The 23,315-nt window shown below is 68.6% G+C and carries 14 protein-coding genes; 6 read left to right on the top strand and 8 right to left on the bottom strand.

Going from position 1 to position 23,315, the window contains the following annotated elements:
* Window positions 1–9: 9 nt before the first annotated feature.
* A complete protein-coding gene (locus ABZ194_RS04975; protein WP_355592418.1) occupies window positions 10–1,641 on the top strand; it encodes an integrase in 1,632 nt (543 codons plus the stop codon).
* Between the two features lie 184 nt (window positions 1,642–1,825).
* Complete coding sequence (locus tag ABZ194_RS04970; protein WP_355592416.1) at window positions 1,826–2,299, top strand: hypothetical protein; 474 nt, start codon at window positions 1,826–1,828, stop codon at window positions 2,297–2,299.
* Window positions 2,300–2,404: 105 nt separating this feature from the next.
* Here ABZ194_RS04970 and ABZ194_RS04965 read toward each other — a convergent pair whose 3' ends face one another.
* Both ABZ194_RS04965 and pglW read right to left on the bottom strand, forming a co-directional pair.
* Window positions 2,405–6,733, bottom strand: a complete 4,329-nt coding sequence (locus tag ABZ194_RS04965) for a DNRLRE domain-containing protein (RefSeq protein WP_355592414.1) — start codon at window positions 6,731–6,733, stop codon at window positions 2,405–2,407.
* Between the two features lie 564 nt (window positions 6,734–7,297).
* Entirely contained in the window at window positions 7,298–11,455 is a 4,158-nt protein-coding gene (gene pglW / locus ABZ194_RS04960; RefSeq protein ID WP_355592412.1) for a BREX system serine/threonine kinase PglW, read from the bottom strand.
* Between the two features lie 239 nt (window positions 11,456–11,694).
* Here pglW and ABZ194_RS04955 point away from each other — a divergent pair, with 239 nt between their 5' ends.
* The 3 genes from ABZ194_RS04955 (at window position 11,695) to ABZ194_RS04945 (ending at window position 14,031) form a co-directional block, all read left to right on the top strand.
* Entirely contained in the window at window positions 11,695–12,660 is a 966-nt protein-coding gene (locus tag ABZ194_RS04955; protein WP_355592410.1) for a D-isomer specific 2-hydroxyacid dehydrogenase family protein, read from the top strand.
* Between the two features lie 271 nt (window positions 12,661–12,931).
* Entirely contained in the window at window positions 12,932–13,699 is a 768-nt protein-coding gene (locus tag ABZ194_RS04950) for a DeoR/GlpR family DNA-binding transcription regulator (protein WP_355592408.1), read from the top strand.
* Window positions 13,700–13,800: 101 nt separating this feature from the next.
* Window positions 13,801–14,031 (top strand): hypothetical protein, encoded by a 231-nt coding sequence (locus ABZ194_RS04945; protein WP_355592406.1) that lies wholly within the window; start codon window positions 13,801–13,803, stop codon window positions 14,029–14,031.
* 14 nt (window positions 14,032–14,045) lie between these two features.
* Here ABZ194_RS04945 and ABZ194_RS04940 read toward each other — a convergent pair whose 3' ends face one another.
* The 5 genes from ABZ194_RS04940 to ABZ194_RS04920 form a co-directional block, all read right to left on the bottom strand.
* The gene (locus ABZ194_RS04940; protein ID WP_355592404.1) at window positions 14,046–15,209 is read right to left on the bottom strand and encodes a M20 family metallopeptidase; all 1,164 of its coding nucleotides are present in this window, start codon (window positions 15,207–15,209) and stop codon (window positions 14,046–14,048) included.
* Window positions 15,210–15,282: 73 nt separating this feature from the next.
* Entirely contained in the window at window positions 15,283–16,458 is a 1,176-nt protein-coding gene (locus ABZ194_RS04935; protein ID WP_355592402.1) for an amidohydrolase family protein, read from the bottom strand.
* Window positions 16,448–17,734: a glutamine synthetase family protein gene (locus ABZ194_RS04930; protein WP_355592400.1), complete on the bottom strand. Its 1,287-nt coding sequence runs from the start codon at window positions 17,732–17,734 to the stop codon at window positions 16,448–16,450. The genes ABZ194_RS04935 and ABZ194_RS04930 overlap by 11 nt, the downstream gene beginning before the upstream one ends.
* 29 nt (window positions 17,735–17,763) lie before the next feature.
* Complete coding sequence (locus ABZ194_RS04925; protein ID WP_355592398.1) at window positions 17,764–19,218, bottom strand: APC family permease; 1,455 nt, start codon at window positions 19,216–19,218, stop codon at window positions 17,764–17,766.
* 126 nt (window positions 19,219–19,344) lie between these two features.
* Window positions 19,345–20,253, bottom strand: coding sequence for a MurR/RpiR family transcriptional regulator (locus ABZ194_RS04920; protein ID WP_355592396.1), 909 nt, complete (start codon window positions 20,251–20,253; stop codon window positions 19,345–19,347).
* Between the two features lie 265 nt (window positions 20,254–20,518).
* Between ABZ194_RS04920 and lpdA the strand changes: the two genes are divergently transcribed.
* Window positions 20,519–21,919 carry a dihydrolipoyl dehydrogenase gene (lpdA, locus tag ABZ194_RS04915; RefSeq protein WP_355592394.1) on the top strand — a complete coding sequence of 467 codons (1,401 nt, stop codon included), beginning with the start codon at window positions 20,519–20,521 and terminating at the stop codon, window positions 21,917–21,919.
* A gap of 167 nt (window positions 21,920–22,086) precedes the next feature.
* On the opposite strand, the gene ABZ194_RS04910 is transcribed toward lpdA, so the two are convergent.
* Complete coding sequence (locus ABZ194_RS04910) at window positions 22,087–23,178, bottom strand: hypothetical protein (protein ID WP_355592392.1); 1,092 nt, start codon at window positions 23,176–23,178, stop codon at window positions 22,087–22,089.
* Window positions 23,179–23,315 lie beyond the last annotated feature (137 nt).

Genomic DNA, 23,315 nt, shown 5'->3' with positions numbered 1-23,315 from the left:
CGCACCGCCATGAACGCGACCCCCGCCGGGCGTGACCCCAGGTCCGCCTACTCCCGGCACATCACCACCCGCCTGCTCGACTTCACCGGCGTCACCACCCCCTGGACCCGCAGGCTGTGGGACACAGGCTCCTTCCTCGCCCTGGAGGAGCTGCACGAGGCGGGTGTCTGGGTCGACCGGAAGGTCCTGTCGCAGAGCGCGGTCGACTGGCAGCGCCAGGCACTGGAGCGCCTGCTGGGCGGCGACCCCGCGCTGGGTTCCAAGCCCTACCGGCGCGAGCTGCAGGAGTGCGTCAAGACCACCCTGACGATCGCCAGCGAGGGGCGCCGTAAGCTGCGCCACCTCATCGACGTCGGCCGTCCCGGCTATCTGGACCGCTGGGCCGCCTGCGTCGCCGTCGACGAACCGCCGAAGCCGGAGCTGGTCGCCAGGGCCGTCGCCGCCCACCTGCTGGACAGCGGGCACAGCCTCGCCGGGCTGCAGCGGTGGCTGCGCGACGGGCGGCAGAACCTGTCCGCCGTCGATCTGCTCTCCGAGGCGGCCTCCCTGCTCGCCAGGCCGCCACGCGGCTGGAGCGTCGTCGTCCCCTTCCACGCGCTGCACCGGCACGAGGAGCTGGCCGCGCACCTGCCCCACTGGCGGACGGCCGACGAGACGCGGGCGCTGATCGCGGAGGCGGGACTCACACCGCCGGAGCGAACCGTGGGCTCGCTGGTCTTCACCGTCGAGGCGAGAGATTCGACGCGCGCGGTGGAGACCGTCTCCGACCTGGTCGATCGGATGCAGGCCAGGGCCAGGTTCGCCGCAGGTGGCCCCGTCCTCCCTCTCGGCGACGCCTACGTGGCGGGAGAGACGAAACCCGTGCCGCTGCAGCAGCCCGCGCGAGGAGCCCAGGTGCTGTCGCTGGCCGCGGAACGCCAGCTCTACGTGGTCGGCGGTGAGGTGCAGCGCTTCGGAGAGCAGGCCAGGAGCACGGTCGACGACGCCCTGGAGATCGCCTCCGGACTCAACCACGGACCGCTCGCCCCCGCGCTCGCCGGAGGCTGGGCCGCCCTGGAGTCACTGCTCACCGAGGCGCGCGACCCCGACGAGCGGGGAAAGGCGGTGGCGGCGACCCGGGCCGCCGCCCTGGTCTCCGCCTCGTGGCCGCGTGCCGAACTCACCGCGCTCTCCCACCGGATCCGCGAGGTGAAGGGCGACGATCTCGCCGCCCGCCTCGGCGCCTGCGTCTCCAACCGCGACCGCGCCGCGGTCATCGCCGCCGAGCTGCGGAACCGGAGCTCCCTGCCGCTGGTCCGTTCCTGGCGGACGGGCAGCGACGTCGCGTCGGTGCTGCGCCTGCGCGAGCTGCTCGCCGACGAGAGACGGGTGCTCGAACGGGTGCGCGGCTACGTGGAGGTGTCGCTGCGCCGGCTGTACCGCTGCCGCAACATCGTGCTGCACGGCGGCTCGACCGGGGGCGTAGCGCTGCCCGCCACCCTCCGTGTGACGGCCCCGCTGGTCGGTGCGGCCCTCGACCGCCTCACCCACGCCCACCTGGCCACCGGGATCTCCCCCATCGCCCTCGCCTCCCGCGCCGAGACCGCCCTGCGCCTGGTCGGCGACGACCTCGGACAGAACCTCTGCGACCTGCTCGAATGATCCGCGCGGAGTCTGCCGTCTGCCGCACGGGGTGCCGATGGACGAAGTACGGTCCGGCGAGTGGAGCACGGATGACCGGCTACGACACCTCATCACAGCGGGATCGCATCCGAAAGGCCCCTGATGACACCGGGACGACATACAATCGACGCACCATAAATTATACGGCGTTCAAAGGAAGACGATGGTCCGACTTATCGAAAGCCTCGTGGACAGGATAAAAGTCGAGAGCGGGGAGTTCTCGCTTGAAGACCTCGACGGCGCCTCCGGACAGCCGGAGGGATATCCGTCCATCACAGAACTCGCAGCACAGGCGAGCGAGGAGTCCTGGTTCGTTACAACTGCCAACCTTGCCATCCTGACGAGTCCGCATACCTATCACGTAGTTGATGTGACGTTGCAGCTCTGGGATGGCCCTCCCCCTGCCGACGAGAGCGCAGGAAAGAAAGACATAATTACCACCCTGTTCTCCAGCTCAGGGCGGCTACGCCTGGTGCAGACGCTAGGACGTCCATCCAGCAAGGTCATGGATTTGCATGGAGAAATGCGGGAGTGGTGCGTGCGGGCGGTTTTCCGGCCACTTGACCGCGAGCCTTCAGACGCATATCCCCCCGAGGGGTTGGAGGCATATTTACTTCAGTTCTGGCCCTCCACCTAGTGTCACACAAAAAACACTTGATGCTTCACGGGACTCCGTGAAGCATCAAGTGCCTTAGGGCACCAGAGCCATCCCCGGAGGGACGTTCAGAGGTGCCGCCTCATTTTACTGAGAGTCGGGGTTGACCCGCTGCTCATTGGAATTGTAGAGCCGGATGAAGAAATCATCCTCATCGAGGATTCGATCGTTCATATAGAAGTGGCCAAGGCCACCTAGTTTAGTCGAGCCCCACTGCCGATTCTCCGTCTTTGGGATCAACGAAACAGTGTAGTTGGCGCCTGCGGAGTATGTGAACGGGTCTCCTTGAGGCGGGTTCCTTTGCCACCAGACCCAGGAACCTTCATAGGTGCTTGCGAATGGGAACTCGTCGCACTCCTGTTTGGAGGTGTCCCACGGGAACGAGGTTCCCCCACCCCAGTTGGGATTGTAGGTGTAGGCGCATGCCTGTTCCGAGCGCCATCTGTTTCTGTCTATCCGAGGTTCGTCACGCCAGAGACGGTGAATGGCGTCCTTCTTGGTGAATCCGAGAATCTTCTTTGGGGTGGTCCGCGGAATATGGGACGGCCACAGTCTCGCGATACTTGTGGCGTTAGGGATCGTTTGATCCGGGGTGAGGAAAGCCTTGGAGATGTGGTTATAGGCGTTCGGAAATCGAGACTGCTGTAGCTTCAGCGACGGCACGACGTGTGCGAAGATGCACCCTGTCGCATACCAGCGTATATAGTCGGCAGAGTCGCAGCGAATGACCTGCTTGGGAACGTTGCTGTTCTTACCTACAGGCGACAGAACTTCCTGCAGTTGCAGTTGCGTAACGCAGTGACCGATTATCTCGACATTGTTCGGCCCAGGTGAGTATCCCGTGTCAAGCGACTCGAACTTGAATGAAACGTTTTTCCCTTGCCAGTAGTACCGGTTCCCCGTGTAGGAACGCTGATACCCTCCCCCCTCAACCGACTGGCACGCCTTAGGGCTGGGGTCTCCGCTTCCCGTCATGCTAAGAATGAACGATCTGGATTGGTAACGGTTGCCCATGGGGAAAAGGACGTCTTCGACATAAACGTCGAACTCTGCTGTGCGGCTGCCCTGGAAGGTGCGCCCAATCATGACGACATCGAATCCCATGACGTCGGTGACGGTCCGTCTCCCACGGCGGTCCACCACCTCATGGACAACCGCCGGCTTGACTGTCATGCACCAGGAGAAGTGATTCCTCGTGTACCCCTTCTCGTTCCTGGCCGGCTGGCCGTTCTCGGGAGCCACGTACTTACTGGAGGGATTATTTCGACACTCCTGAGGATTCTTGATCCTGTCGTATTTAAATTCGACTCCCGAGGCCGCTTGAGCTTCGGGTTTGGGGGCACCGGAAAGAGCGGCTTCGTTCTCTCTGGATCTTCCCTGTGTCACGGTGAAGCCGTGCCAGGGACTCCATGAGCCGGAAGTGTCACCTACGGTTACCTGGGCGCGCCAGCGCACCTGCCAGCCTTGGGCCAGCTTCCCCACCGGGACTTGAACGCTCCCCGTAGACCCCGAAGATACGTTCGTTACGGTTCCGGACCAGATCAAGCCCTTCCCCTGCGACGACGCCCTTGGGTCATGGGCCACTTCGACGTGGACTGCCGAGCGACGGTGGAGGGGGTTTGAGACCTTCACCATGAGATGCGGCGTCGTCGTCGACGTGAGCGTCATGCCGTCCTTCGTGGTGAACGGGCGCGTCCACAACCTGCCAACAGTCGGCCTGGTGTCGGGCTTCGCCGAGGCCGCCGATGACTTCGCCTGTTCGGCCAGCCCGTTTCCGGTGGAGAACATCCACAAATACGAGGTCATCGTGTTGCCTGCGGCATCCTTGGCCCCGCTGATCTCCGCCGTATAGAAACCGTTCAGCGGCTCGCTCGGGGTGAAGGTCAGCACCGTGTTGGTGGCGTTCATCGTCCCGGTGCCTGGGGTGTTCTGCCCACGGATGACGTCGAGCAGGGAGAGTTGCGCGTTGGTGACCGGCTCGCTGAACGTCACCGTCACCGGTGCGTTCGGCGGTACGTCGGGGGTCTCGTTGACAGGACTGACCTCGACCACCGTCGGAGGTATCGTATCCGACCCAGACGTGGGTGTGGTCGTGGGGGTCGGAGTCGGCGTGGCACTCGTGCCGTCGGTGTAGGTCACCTTCAACACCGGTGGATGGGCCTCCGTCTCCCCAGATTCTGAGGAGTGATAGCCGCGGTCATACTGCGGGGCGGAGGCGGACTCATCAACTCCGCGCAGCAGTAGGCCGTGATCGCTCTGTCCCGAGGCCCAGTCCCGCACCATGCCGGTCACCGGCCAGGTCCAGGTCACGCCACCGTTCGGTGACTCGCCAGAGCATCCGCCGGGATCCTTGGCCACCGCTCCGTCACTGATGGCGGCCGAGGGCTGGTTGGTCCAGGTCAGTGTCTCCGGGGTCCAAGGGGCGGTGACACGTTGCGCCTCTATGCCTGAGGCGCTGTCACCGCAACCGTATGCCTGGGTGTTCCATAGCTCCAGCTTGGCGTCGACGATGTTCTTGCCCGCAAGAGGTGACGTGTCGAACTTCAGGTATGTCCGCTCGATGGTCCTGAACTGACCGTCACCGTAGGAGCCCGCCCACAGGGTGGGCCAATCAGGACCAACCGTTCCCTGATCATCGACCCATGTATCTGTCTGCACCGGTAACGAAATCGTCTGCTCGTTCGGCGGATCCGTCGGGGTAGGGGTTGGAGTCGGGTCGGGCGTCGGTGTCGCCGTCTGTTCGTCCTCAGGGATTTGGAACGGGAGCCGATTGGGGTCCAGATCCGCCGTGATCTGTTCTTCCGACAGATCGGGCGGAACCACCATGTCATCGGGGCCGGTCTCGGTGTAACCATCCGCTGCACGAGCCTCGGCCATGGCCTGGGCGCGGTTCACAACGGGAGGCGGAGCTCCCAGATCGGTGAGGTTTCCCTTGTATCGCTCCAGCAACTCCTCTGTGATGGGACCTTCGGGAAGACCCCAGTACACCGTGTCAGTCTCAACCGGCGGCGTGTACTCGATGAACACGACTGGACCTCGTGGCTGGGTAGTGCTGTCGTAGTTGCCGTACTCGTAGCTGCGGTAGTAGCGCCAGTTCGTGGACTCTGTCTCAAGAACCGAGCTGAGGCGCACTCCATAGTCGGGTACGCCATCCATCCAGTTCTGCACCATCGTCTCGATGCTGTAGTACAGCTCACCTTCACCGCGGCTGCAGTCGTCGGAATAGGCGCCCTTGTTACCGACTCGCCCTTCGGTGGTCACCTGGGGCTGGTTGCTCTTCGTCAGAGTGGCGATGTCCCAGTCCGTGGCGATGGCCTGGACAATGATTCCCGGCTCGATCTGTGACGTGCACGTATTGGATCGGAAGTTCCACAGACGCAGATCGGCGTTGTGGACGGTCGCGCCCCTCAGGGATCCGCCAACGTTGAACCGGACAAAAGAGCGCCAACCCTGCGTGCCCGAGTTCGACATACCGGCGACCAGGCGTTCCATCGTGCTGTTGGCCAGACCGTTCGGCCAGTTAATGCTGCTGACAAACGTGTCACCGGCGATGCCTGTGCCAGTCCATGGGTCGCCTGCGGCCACCACAGTCACTGGATAACTGGTAGTCGGGTTGGCCAGGAACGCCGCGTGGGGAGTCAGAGTAAGTGTGGTGTCCGTTCCGGTCTGTTTAACAGTGACAGCGGCGGTAGATGTCCGCCCTTGGTCGGGACTCTTCGCCGCTTTCGCATCAATCATGGGCACTGTGTCGATGGTGACGGGACGAACACCCTTCCCACTGAGCGTGGCGGCCTTGCCACCTTTGCCAGGAACATACGACATGCCATTGACAGGCTTCACCGGCACTCGCAGTGTGACGCCGGCCCGCTCCCTGGGCCGCTTCCTGATGACAATCTCCTGCCGGAAGCCCTCCGGGGTGGCAGAGACAACAAGGTCTGTGTTCGGGCCGTAGGCGTCGGGATAGGTCGCCGTGTTGCCCTTCAGCGCCGGCTTTGGCAGTTTGCTTGGCGCCGACACCGACGCCTGTCCCCGCTCCCCCTTGACCTTCAGCAGGGAGGTGTCACCACCGTCGGACAACCTCAGATCACCTCTGGAGGCTTTCGGCCTGATGACACCGTCCTCTTCGACCAGGGTCAGGTCGATCGGCTGCCACTCCTCGCCCTTTCTCACCCGGATCGGGGTGGAGTAGAACTCGGCGTAGAGAGACTTGCCATTGGGGTTGGCGTAGGTGGTGGAGGTCTCGGTGCGGTAGGAGATGATCTCCACCCGCTTGTTCCGCCTCTTGGCCTCCGCCTTAGCCTCAGTGACCTCTGGCGTTTCAGAAACAATAGGAGTCTGCGAGGCAGGTGTTGGAGTCGGGTCCGCGACGGCCGGAACAGCGACCAGTAGAGAGCAGGCGAGCCCCAGGGCCGCCATGGGGGGAGCATGACGGCGGATGAGGCGTTGCGGGTCAAACCGCCAAGGCAATGTGTGCATCTAAACCTTTCGGTCGATGATTAACAAAACGATATGATCGTTACATAAAATCACCGTGAAAGTAAAGTTCGTTTTTGACCCGGCTTCGCCAGATACTCCGCACCCGAGGCGGGTCGGCTTGGTGCCGCAGCCCGTACCACGGAGTCACCTTCTTCGTCCACACCGAAATACCGTCGGACATGTCGACGACCGGATAACCAGGCGATTTCTTATAGCACCGTGCGGCCCGGAAGAAGATGTCGGTGATGAGGGAACCGGCTCAACAGGCGGCGGTGATCTTTTCGTGACCGGCCAAACCGACTTCCCTGGTCCCTGCCACTCAGGCAGGTTATGCCAGGCTGGACATGCGGTACTTCCGGACGATCGCATCGATCATCAGACGGTGGGCACGCCACCGCCCCACCTCGCTTCGGAATGTGCCCTGGCAGCAACGGTTCGATCCGTACTCATCGTGCATCGCCTCATGACACAGCAGGACTAACGATCACATGATCCGAAAACAGCCTAGGAGGCCGCGAGGTGCCGGTGTGCCTCGATCCACTTCGTGGAGACCTTCAGCGCGCCGAGAGTGCCCGGGGCCGGCCGGTCGTCGATGTACGGCACGCCACTGCGCTCGACGGGCAGCAGCAGCCAGCGGGCCGCGGGTCTGGCGGTCGCCTTGTCCGCCAGGCGGTCTAGTACGCCCAGCCGACCATAGCGGGCCAGCGGCGCCGCCTCGACGATCAGCAACGGCTCAGAGGCCGCGGCCAGCCGCTCCTCCACCCCCGTCGCCGCCATCGCGACGAGCCGCCTCAGGTTCGCGGCGTCCTGGGGTGCCGCGTCCGGGCGGTCGGAACGGAGCACCAGGGACCAGTCGACGTTGAGCGCGTCGGCGGTCGTTCGCATCGCGGTGAGAAGCTCGGCGGTAACGTCAACCACCTCGGCGCCGAAGCGGGTGCTCAGCGTGGCGACGGCGTCGGTATAGAAACGGTAGTCGACGCTGAGTGTGACAAACCCCCGCTCGCGTGACGACAGCACCATGCGGCGCTCGAAGTCGGCGAACTCCTTGCCGCCCAGTCCCCCGCCCAGGCTCGTCGGCACCCGGCTCCTGGAGGAGGGCAGGAGGGTGGCGCGCGCGTCGCGCGGCGCGTAGCCGCCCTGGCCCGGGACCAGCGGGACACCGGCCGCCTTGAGGAGGGCATCCAGGTCCTGGCGGCGCTCGGGGAACGCGCCGACCCTTGGGTAGCGGGCTCGGACCCGGGCCTTGAGCTGTTCGGGGTCCATGCCGTGGCGGATCACCCCGAGCGAGGAGGCCATCTGCTCCAGGGCCCTGCGCGGGTCCAGTCCGTCGGGGTAGATCTCACCTCGGCCGTTGGCCGCCGCCGTGCGCGAGGAGGCGGCGGCGAGCAGGGCCAGCCGCTCGGGCCGCAGTTCGGCCAACCCCTGCGGCAGCCGTACGGACCGGAGCCTGGCCTCGGTGCGCGCGGCGGACGGGAGCTGGTCCTCTGCGGCCAGCTGGTCTGCGACCTTGCCCAGCCGTACGGCGTAGTCGAGCAGTTCGGTGCCCGGCACGGCGTCGGGGTCGGTCGGCTTCTCCAGCGCGACGACCACCGAGCCGTGGGAGTGCCGCTGGAGGAGCCTGGCCTCCCCGCCGCGCTCGGTCTCGACCTCGACCGCGGCACGGACCAGACCGAGGGCTCGCCGCATCCACCGCTCTCCCACGGCGTCGGGACTGCGGGAGGCCAGCAGTGCCTGGGCGACGCCGGTCACGGCGATCACCCCTCCTGCGTCCTCGACGATCTCCACGATCTCGTCACGGACCTGCGTGAGGCTTCTCCTCGGCCGCCACCCCTTACGCGCCTTGGGGATGATCTGACTGACCCGGCCTCTCGTGACCCCTGCCGCTCGCGCCAGTTCGACGTTGTCCGGCCAGTCGGAGGCGGTCTCCTCGAAGCCTAGGTAGAGCCGGAGCACCTGCGCCTCCGCGGAGTCCTTGCGGAGGTTCTTCGGAACAAGAGAGGCGAGCACCGAGCCGACGCCATGGTCGGAGCCGTCCTGAAGGTCCTCCACCTCGGGGATGGACGTGACCGGCTGGAGCCGCCCGCGCCACTGCTTGGCCCTGCGCCTGATCTCGCGCTTGGTGGGATCCGCCACTCCTGACAGGCGGGAGAGCTCGAACGGCGAGCGGGCCAGCAGGTCGCGGACGGTCCTGACATCGATGCGGTGCAGCGCGTCGACGGCGCGGGGGGTGAGGCCGGCCGAGGCGACGGCGGTGTCGAGGACCGCCCTGGCCGCCGCCTGGTCGAGCTCCTCCCCCGTGACGGGGTTGACGCTGGTGGACGTGGCCGCGGCGGGCGGGACGGCGTCGAAGGCCGTCTGCCAGGCGATCCGCATCGTCTCGATCGAGTCGTGGCGAGCCTTGACGTCACGTGAGAGCGCGCCGCGGAAGAAGGCGACCACGCCGTCGCGGGCGGGGCCGGGTTCGAAGGCGTCCAGGTCGATCGTGACGTCGCCCTCGATCACCGCCGGGTGGCTGCCGCCGGTGCCGTAGGTGGGGGTCCGGCCTGTGGCCATCTCGTGGAGAGTGACCGCCGCCGCGTAACGCTCGGCCGCCGCGTCGTAGCGGGGCCGGTGGACCGGGTCGAAGAAGGGGTCGAGGTAAGGCGGGGTGCCGACCCCGGTCTGTTCCAGCGGTGCCCGGGACAGCGAGAAGTCGAAGAGCGTGAGGTGGACCTCACGGCTCTTGCCCTGCTCGCGGAAGGCCAGGTTGTCGGGTTTGATGTCCCGGTGGTTGATCCCGGCGAGGTCCAGCGCGGCGAGGATCTCCAACAGGTCCTTGCCCCAGCGGGCGAGGAAGTCGAGTGAGAGCCGCCCCTCGCGGCGGATCATGGCCGCCAGGCTCTCCCGGCCCGCGTCCTCCAGGAGCAGCGCGGTACGGCCTCCGACCGTCAGCGGCCCCTCCAGACCGCGGGCGATGCGTGGGTCACGGGCCAACTGGAGCACTTCGGCCTCGTCCAGCAGCCTCCGCCCGGCGCCCTCCTCGTCAAGCGCCACCTTCAGCACGGCCTGCCCGTACCTGGAGTCCTTGACGAGCAGGGCAAGGGCGGTGGAACCCTGGCCGAGTCGCTGCAGAACCTCGAACCGGCCTTGCTGCTCTCGCGTGCCGATCATCGAGCCGGGCGTCGCGTCCAGCGGATCGACCTGCTGGGCGACCTCCTCACGCAGGAGGATCTCCTGAACCAGCGCCTCCAGGTCCTGGGCGAACCTCTCGGCCGACTCGGTGCGCAGGTCGACGTCGCCCGCCGTGGCGTTTCTCACCAGATCGATCATCGCCTGGGGGGCGCCGTCCAGCTCGACGCCGACGTCGAGTCCTCGCTCACGGGTGAGCCGCTGCTGGAGCTCCTCGCCGGTGTCGGCGGGGGCGGCCCCCGTGAAGATCAGGGAGGAGACGGCGCCGAGCCCGAAGACGTCGGCGAGACCCGGGTCCGCGTCGGGGTTGTGGAGTGTCTCGGGAGCGATGTATCCGTGGGCGGCCCGATCGGTCAAGGCCTCAAGCGTGCGGGGGCCCACGACGTAGCTGCTGTGGCCGGGCGACCCGGAGGCGAGGCGCCCGGCGGTGTGCCAGTCACGGACGCGCACGCCGTACCGGCCGCGGGCGAGGGTGCGGACAAAGATGGACAGTGGGCTGAGCCTTCGGTGGACCAGCCGCCGCGAGTGCGCGTAACGCAGCGTGTTGGCCAGGGTGCGGACCAGGTAGATCCGGTCGTCGACGGAGAGCTCTCCGGCCTTCTGCATGAGGAAGTGGTCGAGGCGCACCTCGGTCGCGTCATGCTCGAACACGACGGCGAGGCCGCGCTCGTGCTCGTAGAACTCGATCGCGCGGGCGATGCCCGGGTGGTTGACGTTCTCCAGAGTGACGAACTCGCGCTTGGCGGCCCGCAGGGTCGTGGCACGCTCCTCCTGGGAGACGCCCGGCTGCACGAGATAGAAGCGGACCCGCCTGACGCTGTCGAGCAGCGGGTGGCGTGCGAGGTAATCCTGCCAGCCCGGCCCCTCGGCCAGCGGGGTGTCGGCCAGTTCCAGGTTGCCGACCCTGTGGTGCCGGACGCTGCGCCGCACACCCGCCCGTTCGATCAGCCTGGCCAGCTCGACCGAGCGCCTGCGGTCGACGGCGTTGCGGGGGTTGCCCGGCGTGACGGCCAGCTCGTCCTTGATCAGCTCGGCCAGCCCGTCGGGGCCCTGCCCGTCGATCCGGTAGACGCCCTGTTTACCCCTGCCTGTGAGTTTGATCTCGGCGGACGGCTGGTGAAGGACCACGCCCGCGTGGACGAACGGCAGGTCCCGGCCGCCGGCATCGGCGAGGAGCTGCTTGAAGTGCTTGGCCTTGATGTCGGCGAGAATGCGGGGGTTGTCCTCGGCTTTGCCGTTGTGGAGCCAGGTCTGGTGGTCCCCGCTGATCCGGCCCGACCAGTGCTTGAGCTCCAGGAGGTAGACACCCCCTCTGCCGATGACGAGAAGATCCACCTCGTACTGACGGCCGCTGCGGGTGGTGAAGCTGAAGTTGCTCCACGCCCGGTAGGGGTCGTCGTCGTCCAGCGCGGCCTTGATCGCGGCGAGGCCGCCACGCTCGTGAGCGTGCTCGGAGGGCGTGACCTCCACCCAGCGCCTGCTTCCGGACTCCACACGCCCCTCCATTCCTCCGCGCAGAGTCTAGTCCCGGGGACCGTCTTTTTCCGTCGGCCGCAGCTTGCCGGTCATAGCCGGCCGGTCACGGTGGCTCGAAACCGATCGAGGCACCCGGCGACTCCCTCGACGCAAGATCAGACTCACGGACGGTACGGGGCTCCTCTTCGCTCTCCTCGAACCGGGTGGCTCCTGGGCCGCCCCGATCCCGGCTGATGGACCGCGACAGAATGTCGGGTATGGAAGCCCGTATCGCGATCGCCCCATCCGTCGAAGAGGTAGCGGTCGACGGCCGCGCCAACTCCCCCGATCTGGACCGGCTGCGCTCCAGGGTCATGGAGGCCGTGGTCGCCGGTGGCGGCGTCAATGTCCCGCCGGCCGAGGCCAACGGGCTCGTGTGGCTCGTGCCCGGAGAGCCGGAGCGGCTCGGGCCGGTGCTGGACGGTCATCCCGGGATCGGGTGGGTGCAGTTTCCGTGGGCGGGGGTGGAGAGGTTCACGGCGTCGGGGGTCTTCCGGCGTCCAGTGGTCTTCACGTGCGCGAAGGGGGCGTTCGCGGGGCAGGTGAGCGAGCACGCGCTGATGTTGACGCTGACCTGCCTGCGCGGTGTCTCCCTGCAGGCCCGGATGCCTCACTGGTGTTCGGTGGATCCCCGGTCCCTGCACGGTCTGAGGGTGACGATCCTCGGTGGCGGCGGCATAGCCTCGGAGTTCATCCGTCTTCTGCGGCCGTTCGGCTGCCGGGTCACGGTGGTGCGCCGCCGCCCAGAGAAGGTCGAGGGGGCCGAGGAGACGCTGCCCTCGTCGGCGTTGCACGCCGTACTTCCCGAGACCGACGTCCTGGTGCTGGCCCTCGCGCTGACGCCGGAGACGAGGCACATCGTCGGCGCCGCCGAGCTGGCGCTGCTGCCCGCGCACGCCGTCGTCGTCAACGTCGCGCGTGGTGCGCACATCGACACCGACGCGCTCGTCGAGGCCCTCAGGGCGGGGACGATCTCCGCGGCCGGGCTGGACGTGACGGAACCCGAGCCGCTGCCCGAGGGGCACCCGCTGTGGAGCGACGCGAGGGTCCTCATCACCTCGCACTGCGCGGACTCGGCGGAGTACGTCACGCGGATGTTCTGCGAGCGGGTCGAGCGGAACGTGCGCAACCTGCGGGCGGGTCATCCGTTGGAGGGGCTCGTTGATCCCGCCACCGGATACTGACCACCCGCCCCGTCGGAGGGGGGCGTCCTGGTCGACGTCATCGTATGGAACCGGTAACCGGAACTCTTCTTCCCGGGAGCGGGCGGCAGCGCCGACGATCGCGCGAATCCGGGTCGCGCCAGGTCGTTGACCTCGTACGGAGGCATCCCAGGGCGACGGCGGCGTTTTGGGTAAAAAGTCCGCTTACGTCAAGATTGTGTATTGGCGTGTAAACAACACCGAAGCATGCTTCCCGTCATGGACACACAGAATTCCACAGAAGCGGTCAAGCATGCTGCCCGCTGAGCGGCATTCGCGGATCGGGGAGGCGCTGCGGACCTCCCGGGTGGTCAGCACGGACGAGATCGCGCGCGAGCTCGGCGTGTCGGCGGAGACGATCCGGCGTGACTTCGTGCTGCTGGAGCGCCGGGGGAGGCTGGCGCGCGTTCACGGGGGCGCGACGATCGCGCTCGGGCAGGCGGCCGGGGAGGAGACCCCGTTCGCCGAGCGGGCCGGGACCGCCGCGGAGGCCAAGAGGCGCATCGGGCGTGCCGCGGCGGCGCTCACGCACCCCGGTCAGACGATCGTGATCGACGTGGGGACCACCGCCGTCGACGTGGCCCGCGCCCTGCCGCTGGACTTCTCCGGAACCGTGGCCACCTGCTCCCTCCTGGTCGCGGCCGAGCTCTCCGAGCGGGCCGGTGTGGAGGTCCTGGTCTGCGGGGGCAGGCTCCGGGGAGGGGATCTGGCGCTCTCCAACTCGGTCGCCCAGACGTTCTTCGCCGACCTGAACCCGGACATCGCGTTCCTGGGGTCCGGCGGCGTCGACGCCGTGGCCGGCCTGACCGACTACTACCTGGACGAGATCGCCGTACGCAGGACGATCCTCAGGAACGCGACGCGCTCGTACGTGCTGGCCGACTCCGGCAAGTTCGGGCGGATCGCCCGGCACCGGGTCGCCGACGTGGGCGAGTTCGCCGGTCTCATCACCGAGGCGGAACCGCCGTCAAGCATTCAGGACGCCGTCACACGCAAGGGCGGGGTGATCGTTCTGTCCTGAAGGTTCCGATGGTTCGAGGAGCCGGGCGGCGCTGCAACGCCACCCGGCTCCGGACCCCCAGCCGATGCGTCCTCTGACAGGAAACATAGGAGTTGGGATCCATGACCCAGTATTCACCACCCGCGCCCGACGATCAGGAGACCTCCGCGACTGTCGAGGAGTTCGGCTACATCCCGTTTCCCCGCGTCGTCCTCCGGCAGGACGGAAAGATCGTCGCGCGGAGGCGGCTCTGGTGGCCGGTGGCCCCCGGCCGGGTGTTCCGCGTCCCGACGGGGATCCTCACCTCGGTCGACCCCAAGGGCGGCCCCGTTCGCATAAGCGCGGAAGCCTGACGCCTCCGCCGCCGTCATCCGCCGCCGATCAGGTGGGCGGCGGCGAGGTAGGCGGCCAGGAGGCTCTCGGCGACCGCCGCCACCGTCTCGTCACCCGGCAGGAACCCCGGGCTGTGCAGCCCCGACGCGGTGTCGGTGCCCACGAACAGCATCAGGGACGGCACGAGGGAGGTGAAGTAGGCGAAGTCGTCGGCTCCGCAGGAGCGCAGGGTGGCGGCCGAGTGGCGGGTCGCGCCGTTGAGCAGGCGGGCGGTCTCCTCGGCGAGGCGGGTGTCGTTGACGAGCACCGGCTCGCCACGCACGATCCGCACCTCCGCCTCGCAGCCGTGGGCACGGGCGACCCCGTCCGCGATCACGCCGAACCGGTCGTGGAGCTGGTCGCGCCAGGCCTCCGACATCGTGCGGAGCGTACCCCGGGCGACGGCCTCGGCCGGGGTGGCGTTGGGGGCGGTGCCCGCCGACACCGTCCCGAAGGTGACCACGGTCGGCGTCATCGGGTCGGCGTCACGGCTGACGAGCTGCTGCGCGGCCACGATGATCTGGGCGAGCGCCAGGACCGGGTCGCGGGAGAGCTGAGGATAGGCCGCGTGGCCGCCCTGACCCCGGACGATCAGCGTGAACTCGTCGGCGGAGGCGTTGACCGCGCCGGGGGTGCAGGCCGTCTGCCCGGCGGCGAGCACCGGCTGGACGTGCGCGGCGACCATCGCGGCCACCTGGTGGCGGCCCAGCGCGCCGGACTCGACGATGTCGAGGGCCCCGGAGGGGTAGGTCTCCTCGCGTGGTTGCAGCACCGCGACCATCGGGGCGGGCACGCCGTCCACCCGGTCGACCGCCCTGGCCAGCGCGACCAGCGCGGCGAGGTGCACATCGTGGCCGCAGGCGTGCATGACGCCGTTGCGCGCCGCCCAGGGAACGCCGGTCTCCTCCATGATCGGCAGGGCGTCCAGCTCGCCGCGGACCCCTACCGCGGGCCCGTCACCGCCGATGCGGAGAAGAGCGCCGGTCTCCGCCACCCGCTCGGACGCGGTGCCCTGGGGCAGCGCGTCCAGCACACGCTTGAGCGTCGGTTCCTCCCTGCCGGACACGTACGGCTCGGCGTGCAGCTCCCGCCGCAGGTCGTAGGCCGCGGGCAGCTCGACGCGGAGCGCGGCCCGGAGCCGTCTGTGGATGTCGTTCACACAATCCCCCTGAGCGTGTGGACGTGCCTGTCGTCAACGCCGATCTCTTCATAACGGTAAAGGCCGACGCGGTTCACTCGGCCTCTCCGAGGCCGTAGACACGACGGGCGTTCTGGGCGCCGACCATGGTGGCGACCCGTACCGCCTGGCTCTCGGTCCACTCCCCGTCCGCGACGAAGCCGGAGAGGACCCGGGTCATCGCGCGGCGCCAGAGCAGGGCGCCCAGGTGGTGCAGCTCCGCGGGGCCCCAGGCGTCCGAGGAGAAGAGAATCTTGGCGAACGGGGCCAGTTCCAGGCTCTCGGCCACGACGGCCACGCTGCGCGCCCCGGTGTAGCTCACTCCCAGGCCGACGTCGAAGTAGACGTTCGGATAGACCTGGGCGAGATAGCCGGCGTTGCGGTGGAACGGGTAGCAGTGCAGCAGGAGCAGGGGGACCGCCCGGGGCTCGGCCAGCTCGATGAGCCCCCGCAGCAGGAGCGGGTCGGAGCGGTGGAGGTCCACGTCGGGGTCGCCGTACCCGATGTGGAACTGCAGCGGCAGTCCGCGCTCGATGCCCTGCCAGATCAGGTGGCGCAGCAGCACGGGGTCGTCGACCCGGACCGTCCCGGTCCGCTCGACCGTGCGCAGCCAGCGGCCGGCCGCCGCCGTCACCTCGTTGGGGGTGGGCGGCCGGGGGTCGAAGTCGAGCCCGTGGCGGTAGGCGACGATCGTCTTCAGACCGCGTGCCGTACGGCTGCGCTGCCACAGGGCCGCCTCGAAGCGGGCGGCGAAGCCGACGGCGTCGGTCCCGTCGGCGACGACCCGTTCGGCGACCGCCTCCAGCCGGACGACCTCGTCGGCGGGGCGGCCGGTGACGGCGGACATCCGGCCGGGGCCGAGGATCCGCTCCCCCAGGTAGCCCGTCTCGACCAGGAGGTGACCGATCCCGGCGGCGGCGAGCAGGCGCCTGTTGACCTCCTCGGTGCCGAGTTCGGTACGGCGCGCGAGGTAGGTCTCGGGGTCCGGATGCGGGTCGAGGCCGAGCACGGGCGCGCAGTGCCGCAGGACGGCGAAGCCGACCTGGGAGTCGAACTGGGTCATCCAGCCGGGCACCGGCCGGTTGGACTCGGTGATCAGCTCCTCGAACTCCCGCCGGGACACGTCTTCGGCCAGGGCGCCGTGAACGTGGTGATCCACCAGCGGGATCGCCTCGATCGCCCGTGCCAGGGACCCGTCCCGACTCGGAGGCTCAAGGGATTCAGTGGACATCGGCCATCCTCCGGCAGCGCTCCGCGTCGTCCAGCCCGGCCAGCGTGTTCAGCTCGGCCCGTTTGACCGACAGGTAGGTGTGCAGCAGGTCGGGGGCGAGGAAACCGCCGACGACCTCGTCCCTCTCCAGTTCGTTCAGCGCCTCCTCCTGCGTCTTGGGCAGCGGCGGCACGACGACGAGGTCGGACTCGGTGGCCGACTCCGGCCAGACGACCGGCTCCGGGTAGCCCCGGCGGATCCCCTCCAGCCCCGCCCTGAGCAGGACGCCGAGCGCGAGCCAGGGGTTGGCGGTCGCGTCGGCGGCGCGGTATTCGAGATTGAGCCGGGCTCCGGCGTCCGGGCCTGTTCCGGGGCAGATCCGGAGCATGGCCTCCCGGTTGCGCTCGGCGAGGAAGGCCCCGCCCGCGCTCCACCGGTGCGGGGTCAGGCGCAGGAACGACACCGGGCTCGCGGCCGTCACGGCGGTCAGGGCCGGGGCGTGGCGCAGGATTCCTGCGGAGAACCCCGTCCCCAGCTCCGACAGCCCGCCCGGCCTGGACGGGTCGTGGAGCGCGGGGTTGCCGTCGGCGTCGTAGAACGACAGGTGGATGTGCACGCCGTTCCCGCTGCCCTCCAGGTTGGGCAGCGGGGCGAAACAGGCCCGCAGCCCGCGCCGCCGGGCGAGGTCGCGGACCAGTTCGCGCAGGAGTACCGCCCGGTCGGCGGCCACGCGGGCCTCGACCGGGCTGAGCGTGATCTCGTACTGCGCGTCGCCGTACTCCGGCAGCCACGTCTCGGGGGCGAACCCTGCCTGCTCCAGGAGCGTCACCAGGTCGGTGCCGAACGGTTCTGCTGACCGGTACTTCTCGAAGGAGAACGACGGGACCGAGGGTATGCCCGCCAGGGTGAACTCGTGTTCGAACGCGGCGATCACGGTGACGCCGAGTTCGGCGCCGAACTCCTCGACCGCCGAGGCCAGGAACCTCCGGGGACAGCACTGCCAGGGTGTTCCGTCGGGCAGCGTCTGGTCGGCCAGGTAGAGCCGTGTGCCCGGTATGTCGCCGTCCGCGGGGATGTCGACGCGGGTGGCGGGGTCGGGCATGAGCCGCAGGTCACCCGTGGAGCCGAACACGTTGTCGGCGATCGGCCCGAAGCAGGTGATGGCCAGGTCCGCGGGGACCCACCCGGTTCCGCCACGCAGCAGCGCCTCCTCACGCGAGGCGGGTACGGCACGGCCGCGGAACTGCGCGGCCAGGTCGCAGGTCGCCGTGAAGACGGTGGGCACTGCTGCGTTCATGGCGGGATTCTCCTGGTAGGGGGAGGGGGTCATGCCTGGGCCGCCTCCTTCTCGGCGGCGGCGATGGCGTCGGTCCTGGTCAGCTCGGCGGTGAGGCGTTCGCCGATCCGGCGGGCCAGTTGGGGCGCGGCCAGCACGGTCGCCAGTCCCGCCAGGCACCAGGCGCCGGCGATCCACGGGAAGTAGTTGTACGGGCTGGTCTGTCCCACCGACTGCTGGTAGAAGACGAAGCAGAGGAAGCCGATGGCCAGTACCGGTATCACGATCTCATATCGGGGGATCCGCCCCCGGCCGGAGAGGATGAAGGCGATCACGCCCGCCCCGGCGACCGCGTAGGCCACCAGCAGGCAGAGCACGCCGAGCGTGGCGAACCAGTAGTAGGTGTCGAAGGCGGAGACCCCGGTGACGTTGAGGATCAGGTCGCCGATCAGGGCGACGGCCAGCGCGGCGCCCAGGGCGACGTTGGGGGTCCCGGAGCGCGGGTTGACCCGGGCGAGAGGCTTCGGGCCGAAGCCGTCCCTGGCGAGGGCGAACATGAGGCGGCTCGCCGCCGCACTGGAGCTGATCGCGGACGCGAACGCCGACGCCGCGGCGGTGAAGGCGATGACCAGCAGGAACCAGGTGCCGAGGTAGTTCTGTGCCAGGGCCGACAGCGAGGACTCGGCTCCGGCGAACGCTGCGACCCCCTTGGCGTCGGTGCCGAAGCCGATGGTCTGGGCGAACATCACGAAGATGTACAGGCCACCGGTGAGCAGCACGCTTCCCACCAGGGCGCGCGGCACGTTACGCCGGGGGTCGGCGGTCTCCTCGCCCAGCGAGGCGCACGCCTCGAAGCCCGCCCAGGACAGGAACGCGAACACCAGGGCGGTCATCACCGCGCCCGCCGTGGTGCCGCCGAATCCGAACGCCGACAGGTCGAGCGTCTGCCCGGCGGGGGCGCTCCCGCTCCCGGTGCGGAAGACGATGACGGCGCTGAGCACCAGCATGCCGGCGATGCCGACGCCCTCGACGAGCAGCAGGGTCCTGGCGGTGATGCGGGACTCACGGGAGTTCACCATCCAGACGCCGGCGCACGCCACGGCCGCCACGACGGACCAGGGGATGTGCAGCGAGAAGCCGACCGCGGTGGCGAACGCCTCGATGAACACCGGGGTCGCCGCCAGCGTGCACACGGTGAAGAAGACGTAGGTTCCCACCAGCGCGAATCCGCCGAAGAACCCGGCCCGGGGCCCCAGGGTGACCCCGGCCAGGGCGTAGACCGATCCGGCGTGGTTGAAGTGGCGGGTCAGCCGTACGAACCCGTAGGCGACCAGCGCCACCCCGAACAGCCCGAGCACGAAGACCAGCGGCACGGCCTTGCCGACCTTGGTCACCACTCCGGCGCCGTTCAGGGCCATGGCGAGGGTGGGGCTCATCAGCCCGACGGACAGGGCCAGCGCCTCCCACAGGCGTAATTTGCGAGGCGGGCGCAGTTCTTCGGTCATGGCACCTCCTGGGGTGACAACGGCGCCGGTGACACAACCAGCACTTGTCGATGAAATTTAGCTTTCACCAAGACCGTTAACAATAACTTGTGAAATTTTTATTGCAGATCTATCCGGACATGCCGGTCAGTCGAGCGTGACGTCGCCCACGATCTCCTCACACTGCCGCAGTCGTTCCTCACCGGCCTTCCCCAGCCGCACCGTCACCCCCGCGACCACCGTCTCCACCAGCGCGAGCGCCGGGACGAGACTGTCGAACGGGCTCGGCACCTCGACCCGGACGGAAATCACCAGATCCGCGATCTCCGACGCGGGAGAGAGCCACGGATCGGTGAAGAGCACCACCTTGGCTCCCCTGTCGTGCGCGCGGCGGGCGAACTCCACGATGTCACGCTGATAGCGACGGTAGTCGAAGACCACGACGACGTCGCGCCGCCCGATGTCCACCGAGAAGGCGGCCAGGCTCTCCGGCCGGGCGTCGAGCACGCGGGTGCCCGGCCGCAGCTGCCGCAGATGCAGGTCGAGATATTCGGCGAGGAGGTGCGAGAACCGTCCCCCGATCGACGCGATCCGGCGGCCCGGGTCGGCCAGCAGGGCGACCACCGCCTCCAGCTCGGAGTCCGACAGCGCCGCGAAGGACTCGTCCAGCCGCTGCCGGAAGGTCGATCCGGCCGTCACCCGCAGCGAGTCCGGGCTCACCCCGTAGCCGAGCTGCTGGGCGAGCGTGAGCGGCGAGGCCCGCCGGGCCTCGATCTCGTCCCGCAGCGCCTGCTGGAACGCCCGGTATCCCCCGAAACCCAGCCTGGCCACGAACCGGACCACGGTCGGGGCGCTCACCCCCGCGCGTTCGGCCAGTCGCGCCGTGGTCTCCAGCCCGGCCGTGGGGTAGTTCGCCAGCAGGGTCCTGGCGATCAGCCGCTCCCCCGGCGAGGAGTCGGTCAGGCTGCGCCGTACCCGTTCCGCGACCGAGACGAAGACCTCCGCGCCGTCCCCGGACAGGTCGCCCCCCGCCTTCCCGCCGCCCTCATCGGTCATCGGAACCCCTCTTCACCGTATCGGGTTGTCCAACCCCTCGTCCTGGCCGGCCAGCATGCCCGGCGAACGGGTCGACCACAAACGGAGGGGTTCCCGCCGGTTCTCGCCTCCCGATCGGCCGGTCTCCGCACCCGGGTCTCTCCTCCAGGATCTCCCCTCCCCCATCACCGCCCGCCCCGGGGCACGCCCGCGCCCGCGGTGACGGTGACGCGAAATCGGGTCCCGCCACACCCCGGACGGCCCCGTATTGAATATTGTCCGATCCATGAGCACTCACTATGACGTGGTAGTCCTCGGTGCGGGCCCCGGAGGATACGTGGCCGCGATCCGGGCCGCCCAGCTGGGGCTGAGCACCGCGATTGTCGAAGACCGTTACTGGGGCGGCGTCTGTCTCAACGTGGGATGCATCCCCTCCAAGGCGCTGCTGCGCAACGCCGAACTCGCCCACCTGTTCACCCGCGAGGCCAAGACATTCGGCATCCGCGTCGAGGGTGAGGTCACCTTCGACTACGGCGAGGCGTTCAAGCGCAGCCGCAAGGTCGCCGACGGGCGCGTCAAGGGCGTGCACTACCTGATGAAGAAGAACGGCATCACCGAGTACGACGGGTGGGGAACGTTCGCCGACGCCGGCACCCTGCTGGTGACCGGCCGTGACGGCGGCGAGCAGGCGGTGACGTTCGACCACTGCGTCATCGCGACGGGGGCGACCACGAGGTTGCTGCCGGGGACGTCGGTGACGGACCGGGTGGTGACGTACGAGGAGCAGATCCTGAGCGAGGAGCTGCCCGAGAGCATCGTCATCGCGGGCGCGGGCGCGATCGGCGTCGAGTTCGCCTACATCCTGCACAACTACGGGGTCAAGGTGACCATCGTGGAGTTCCTCGACCGCGTCGTCCCGCTGGAGGACGAGGAAGTATCGGCCGAGCTGGCACGGCGTTACAAGCGGCTCGGCATCGAGATCCTGACCTCGACCCGCGTGGAGTCCATCGACGACTCCGGCGACAGGGTCCGCGTGACGGTCTCACGCGACGGGCGGCAGCAGGTTCTCGAAACCGACAGGGTGCTGCAGGCGATCGGCTTCCAGCCCAGAGTGGAGGGGTACGGGCTGGAGCGGACCGGGGTCGCCCTGACCGACCGGGGCGCCATCCGCGTCGACGGCCGGGGCCGTACGAACGTGCCGCACATCTTCGCCATCGGCGACGTGACCGCCAAGCTGATGCTCGCGCACGCCGCCGAGGCGATGGGGATCGTCGCGGCGGAGACCATCGCGGACGCCGAGACGATGGAGCTCGACTACGTGATGATCCCCCGGGCGACGTACTGCCAGCCCCAGATCGCCAGCTTCGGCTTCACCGAGGCCCAAGCCAGGGAGCTGGGCTTCGACGTGAAGGTGGCCAGGTTCCCGTTCAGCGCCAACGGCAAGGCCCACGGCCTGGGCGACATCACGGGGTTCGTCAAGATCCTGAGCGACGCCGAGCACGGTGAGCTGATCGGCGCCCACCTGATCGGCCCTGAGGTCACCGAGCTGCTGCCCGAGCTGACGCTGGCCCAGCAGTGGGATCTGACGGTCGCCGAGGTGGCGCGGAACGTGCACGCCCATCCCACGCTCGGCGAGGCGGTCAAGGAGGCGATCCACGGACTGGCGGGACACATGATCAACATGTGAGGCGGGCCTCCCAGGTGCGAGACGGGCGTTCCCGCGCGTGAGAGGGCCTTCCCCTGTGCGAGACGGGCCTTCCACGCGGAGGCCGGAGCCGGCGACTCCCGAGGGGAGGCCGCCGGCTCCGGGCAGGGTGCCACGTCCACGCGGGGAGACCCGTGCCGGGCCCGAGATCAGCGGGCCGAGGTGTAGGAGGTCAGGGAGCGCTGGTTCACCCGGGCGACGGCGTTGTAGCAGACGACGTCACGGACGGTCGCGTTCAGCCCGCCGGTGCCCCAGAGGGTGAGCAGGTTGCAGTATTCCGGGCCGGGACCGTAGGCGGTGACCTGGACGTGGTCGGGCAGGACGCCGACCGCCGGGAAGGTGATCAGGCGGAAGCCGGCCCCGGCGGTCTGCACGGTGTTCAGGCCCCCCTGGGAGTTGTGGTTGACCGCCACCGGCAGCGGGGAGTAGGGGCCGGGGTTGGCCGGGTTGTTGTCGAAGGTGTAGGCGAAGTTCTTCGGCGGGACCGCCGCCCCGGTGATGGCCCGCTCGCGCTGGTAGGTCAGCGTCCAGCCGGTGTTGAGCGGGACGTTGAGAGCGTTGTGGCAGCGCACCTGGACCACCTGGGCGCCCGGCGCCGACGCCCATCCGCCCACCTTGCAGCGGGCCGGCTGCGTGGGGTTGAGCGCGGTCACCTGGACGCCGCCGGTCCGGCCCGTCGAGCCGAGGCCGGGCAGCGTGACCGTCCAGACCCCCGGGGGGCCGGGGACGACGGTGTTGGGCGGGCCTCCGGCGGAGTTGAACTGCGTGGCGATCGTCACCCCGCTGTAGTGGACGTAGCCGAACCCCTGGGGCGCGGGCAGCACCCCGCTGCTCTGCTCGAAGACGACGGTGAAGGGGATGGTCACCGGGCCCCCGCCGTACCGGTAGCAGCGCACCGCCACGAACTGGTCGGGGCCCGAGGGCCCCCACCACAGGGCCTGGCACCAGTGGGGACCGTCGGAGACGGCCGTGACGTGCACGACGCCGCCGTTGGTCGCAATCTGCGGGAACCTCACCAGGGTCGGCCCGCCGAGCGGGGTCGCGACCGAGACGTTGAAGGCGGCCGGCCAGCTTCCCGCCTGGTGGGTGAGGTTGGGGACACCGTTGGGGACGTCGACGTAGGCGAAGCCCCACCGGTTGGGGACCGCGGCCTGCGCGCTCGTGTTCACGGCGACGAGCCCGGCCGCGAGCATGAGGGCGACACAGAGAGTCCTGAAAATTACCTTCCGTAACTGACGCATGCCGTTCTCCATCGGCCGGGGGGGGTGGACCTCCAGACACAACCGCGCCGCCGACACGGCAAGCCGGGCGAAGTTGAGTTAAATGTCTGGTTTACGTACTTTCCTTGGCTCCCGTAATCGCACACCCACCCAGGGCC

Source organism: Streptosporangium sp. NPDC006007 (assembly GCF_040614315.1).
GTDB lineage: Bacteria > Actinomycetota > Actinomycetes > Streptosporangiales > Streptosporangiaceae > Streptosporangium.
Note: the sequence above shows the minus strand (reverse complement) of the source record. Positions and strands in the feature narration are given on the sequence as shown.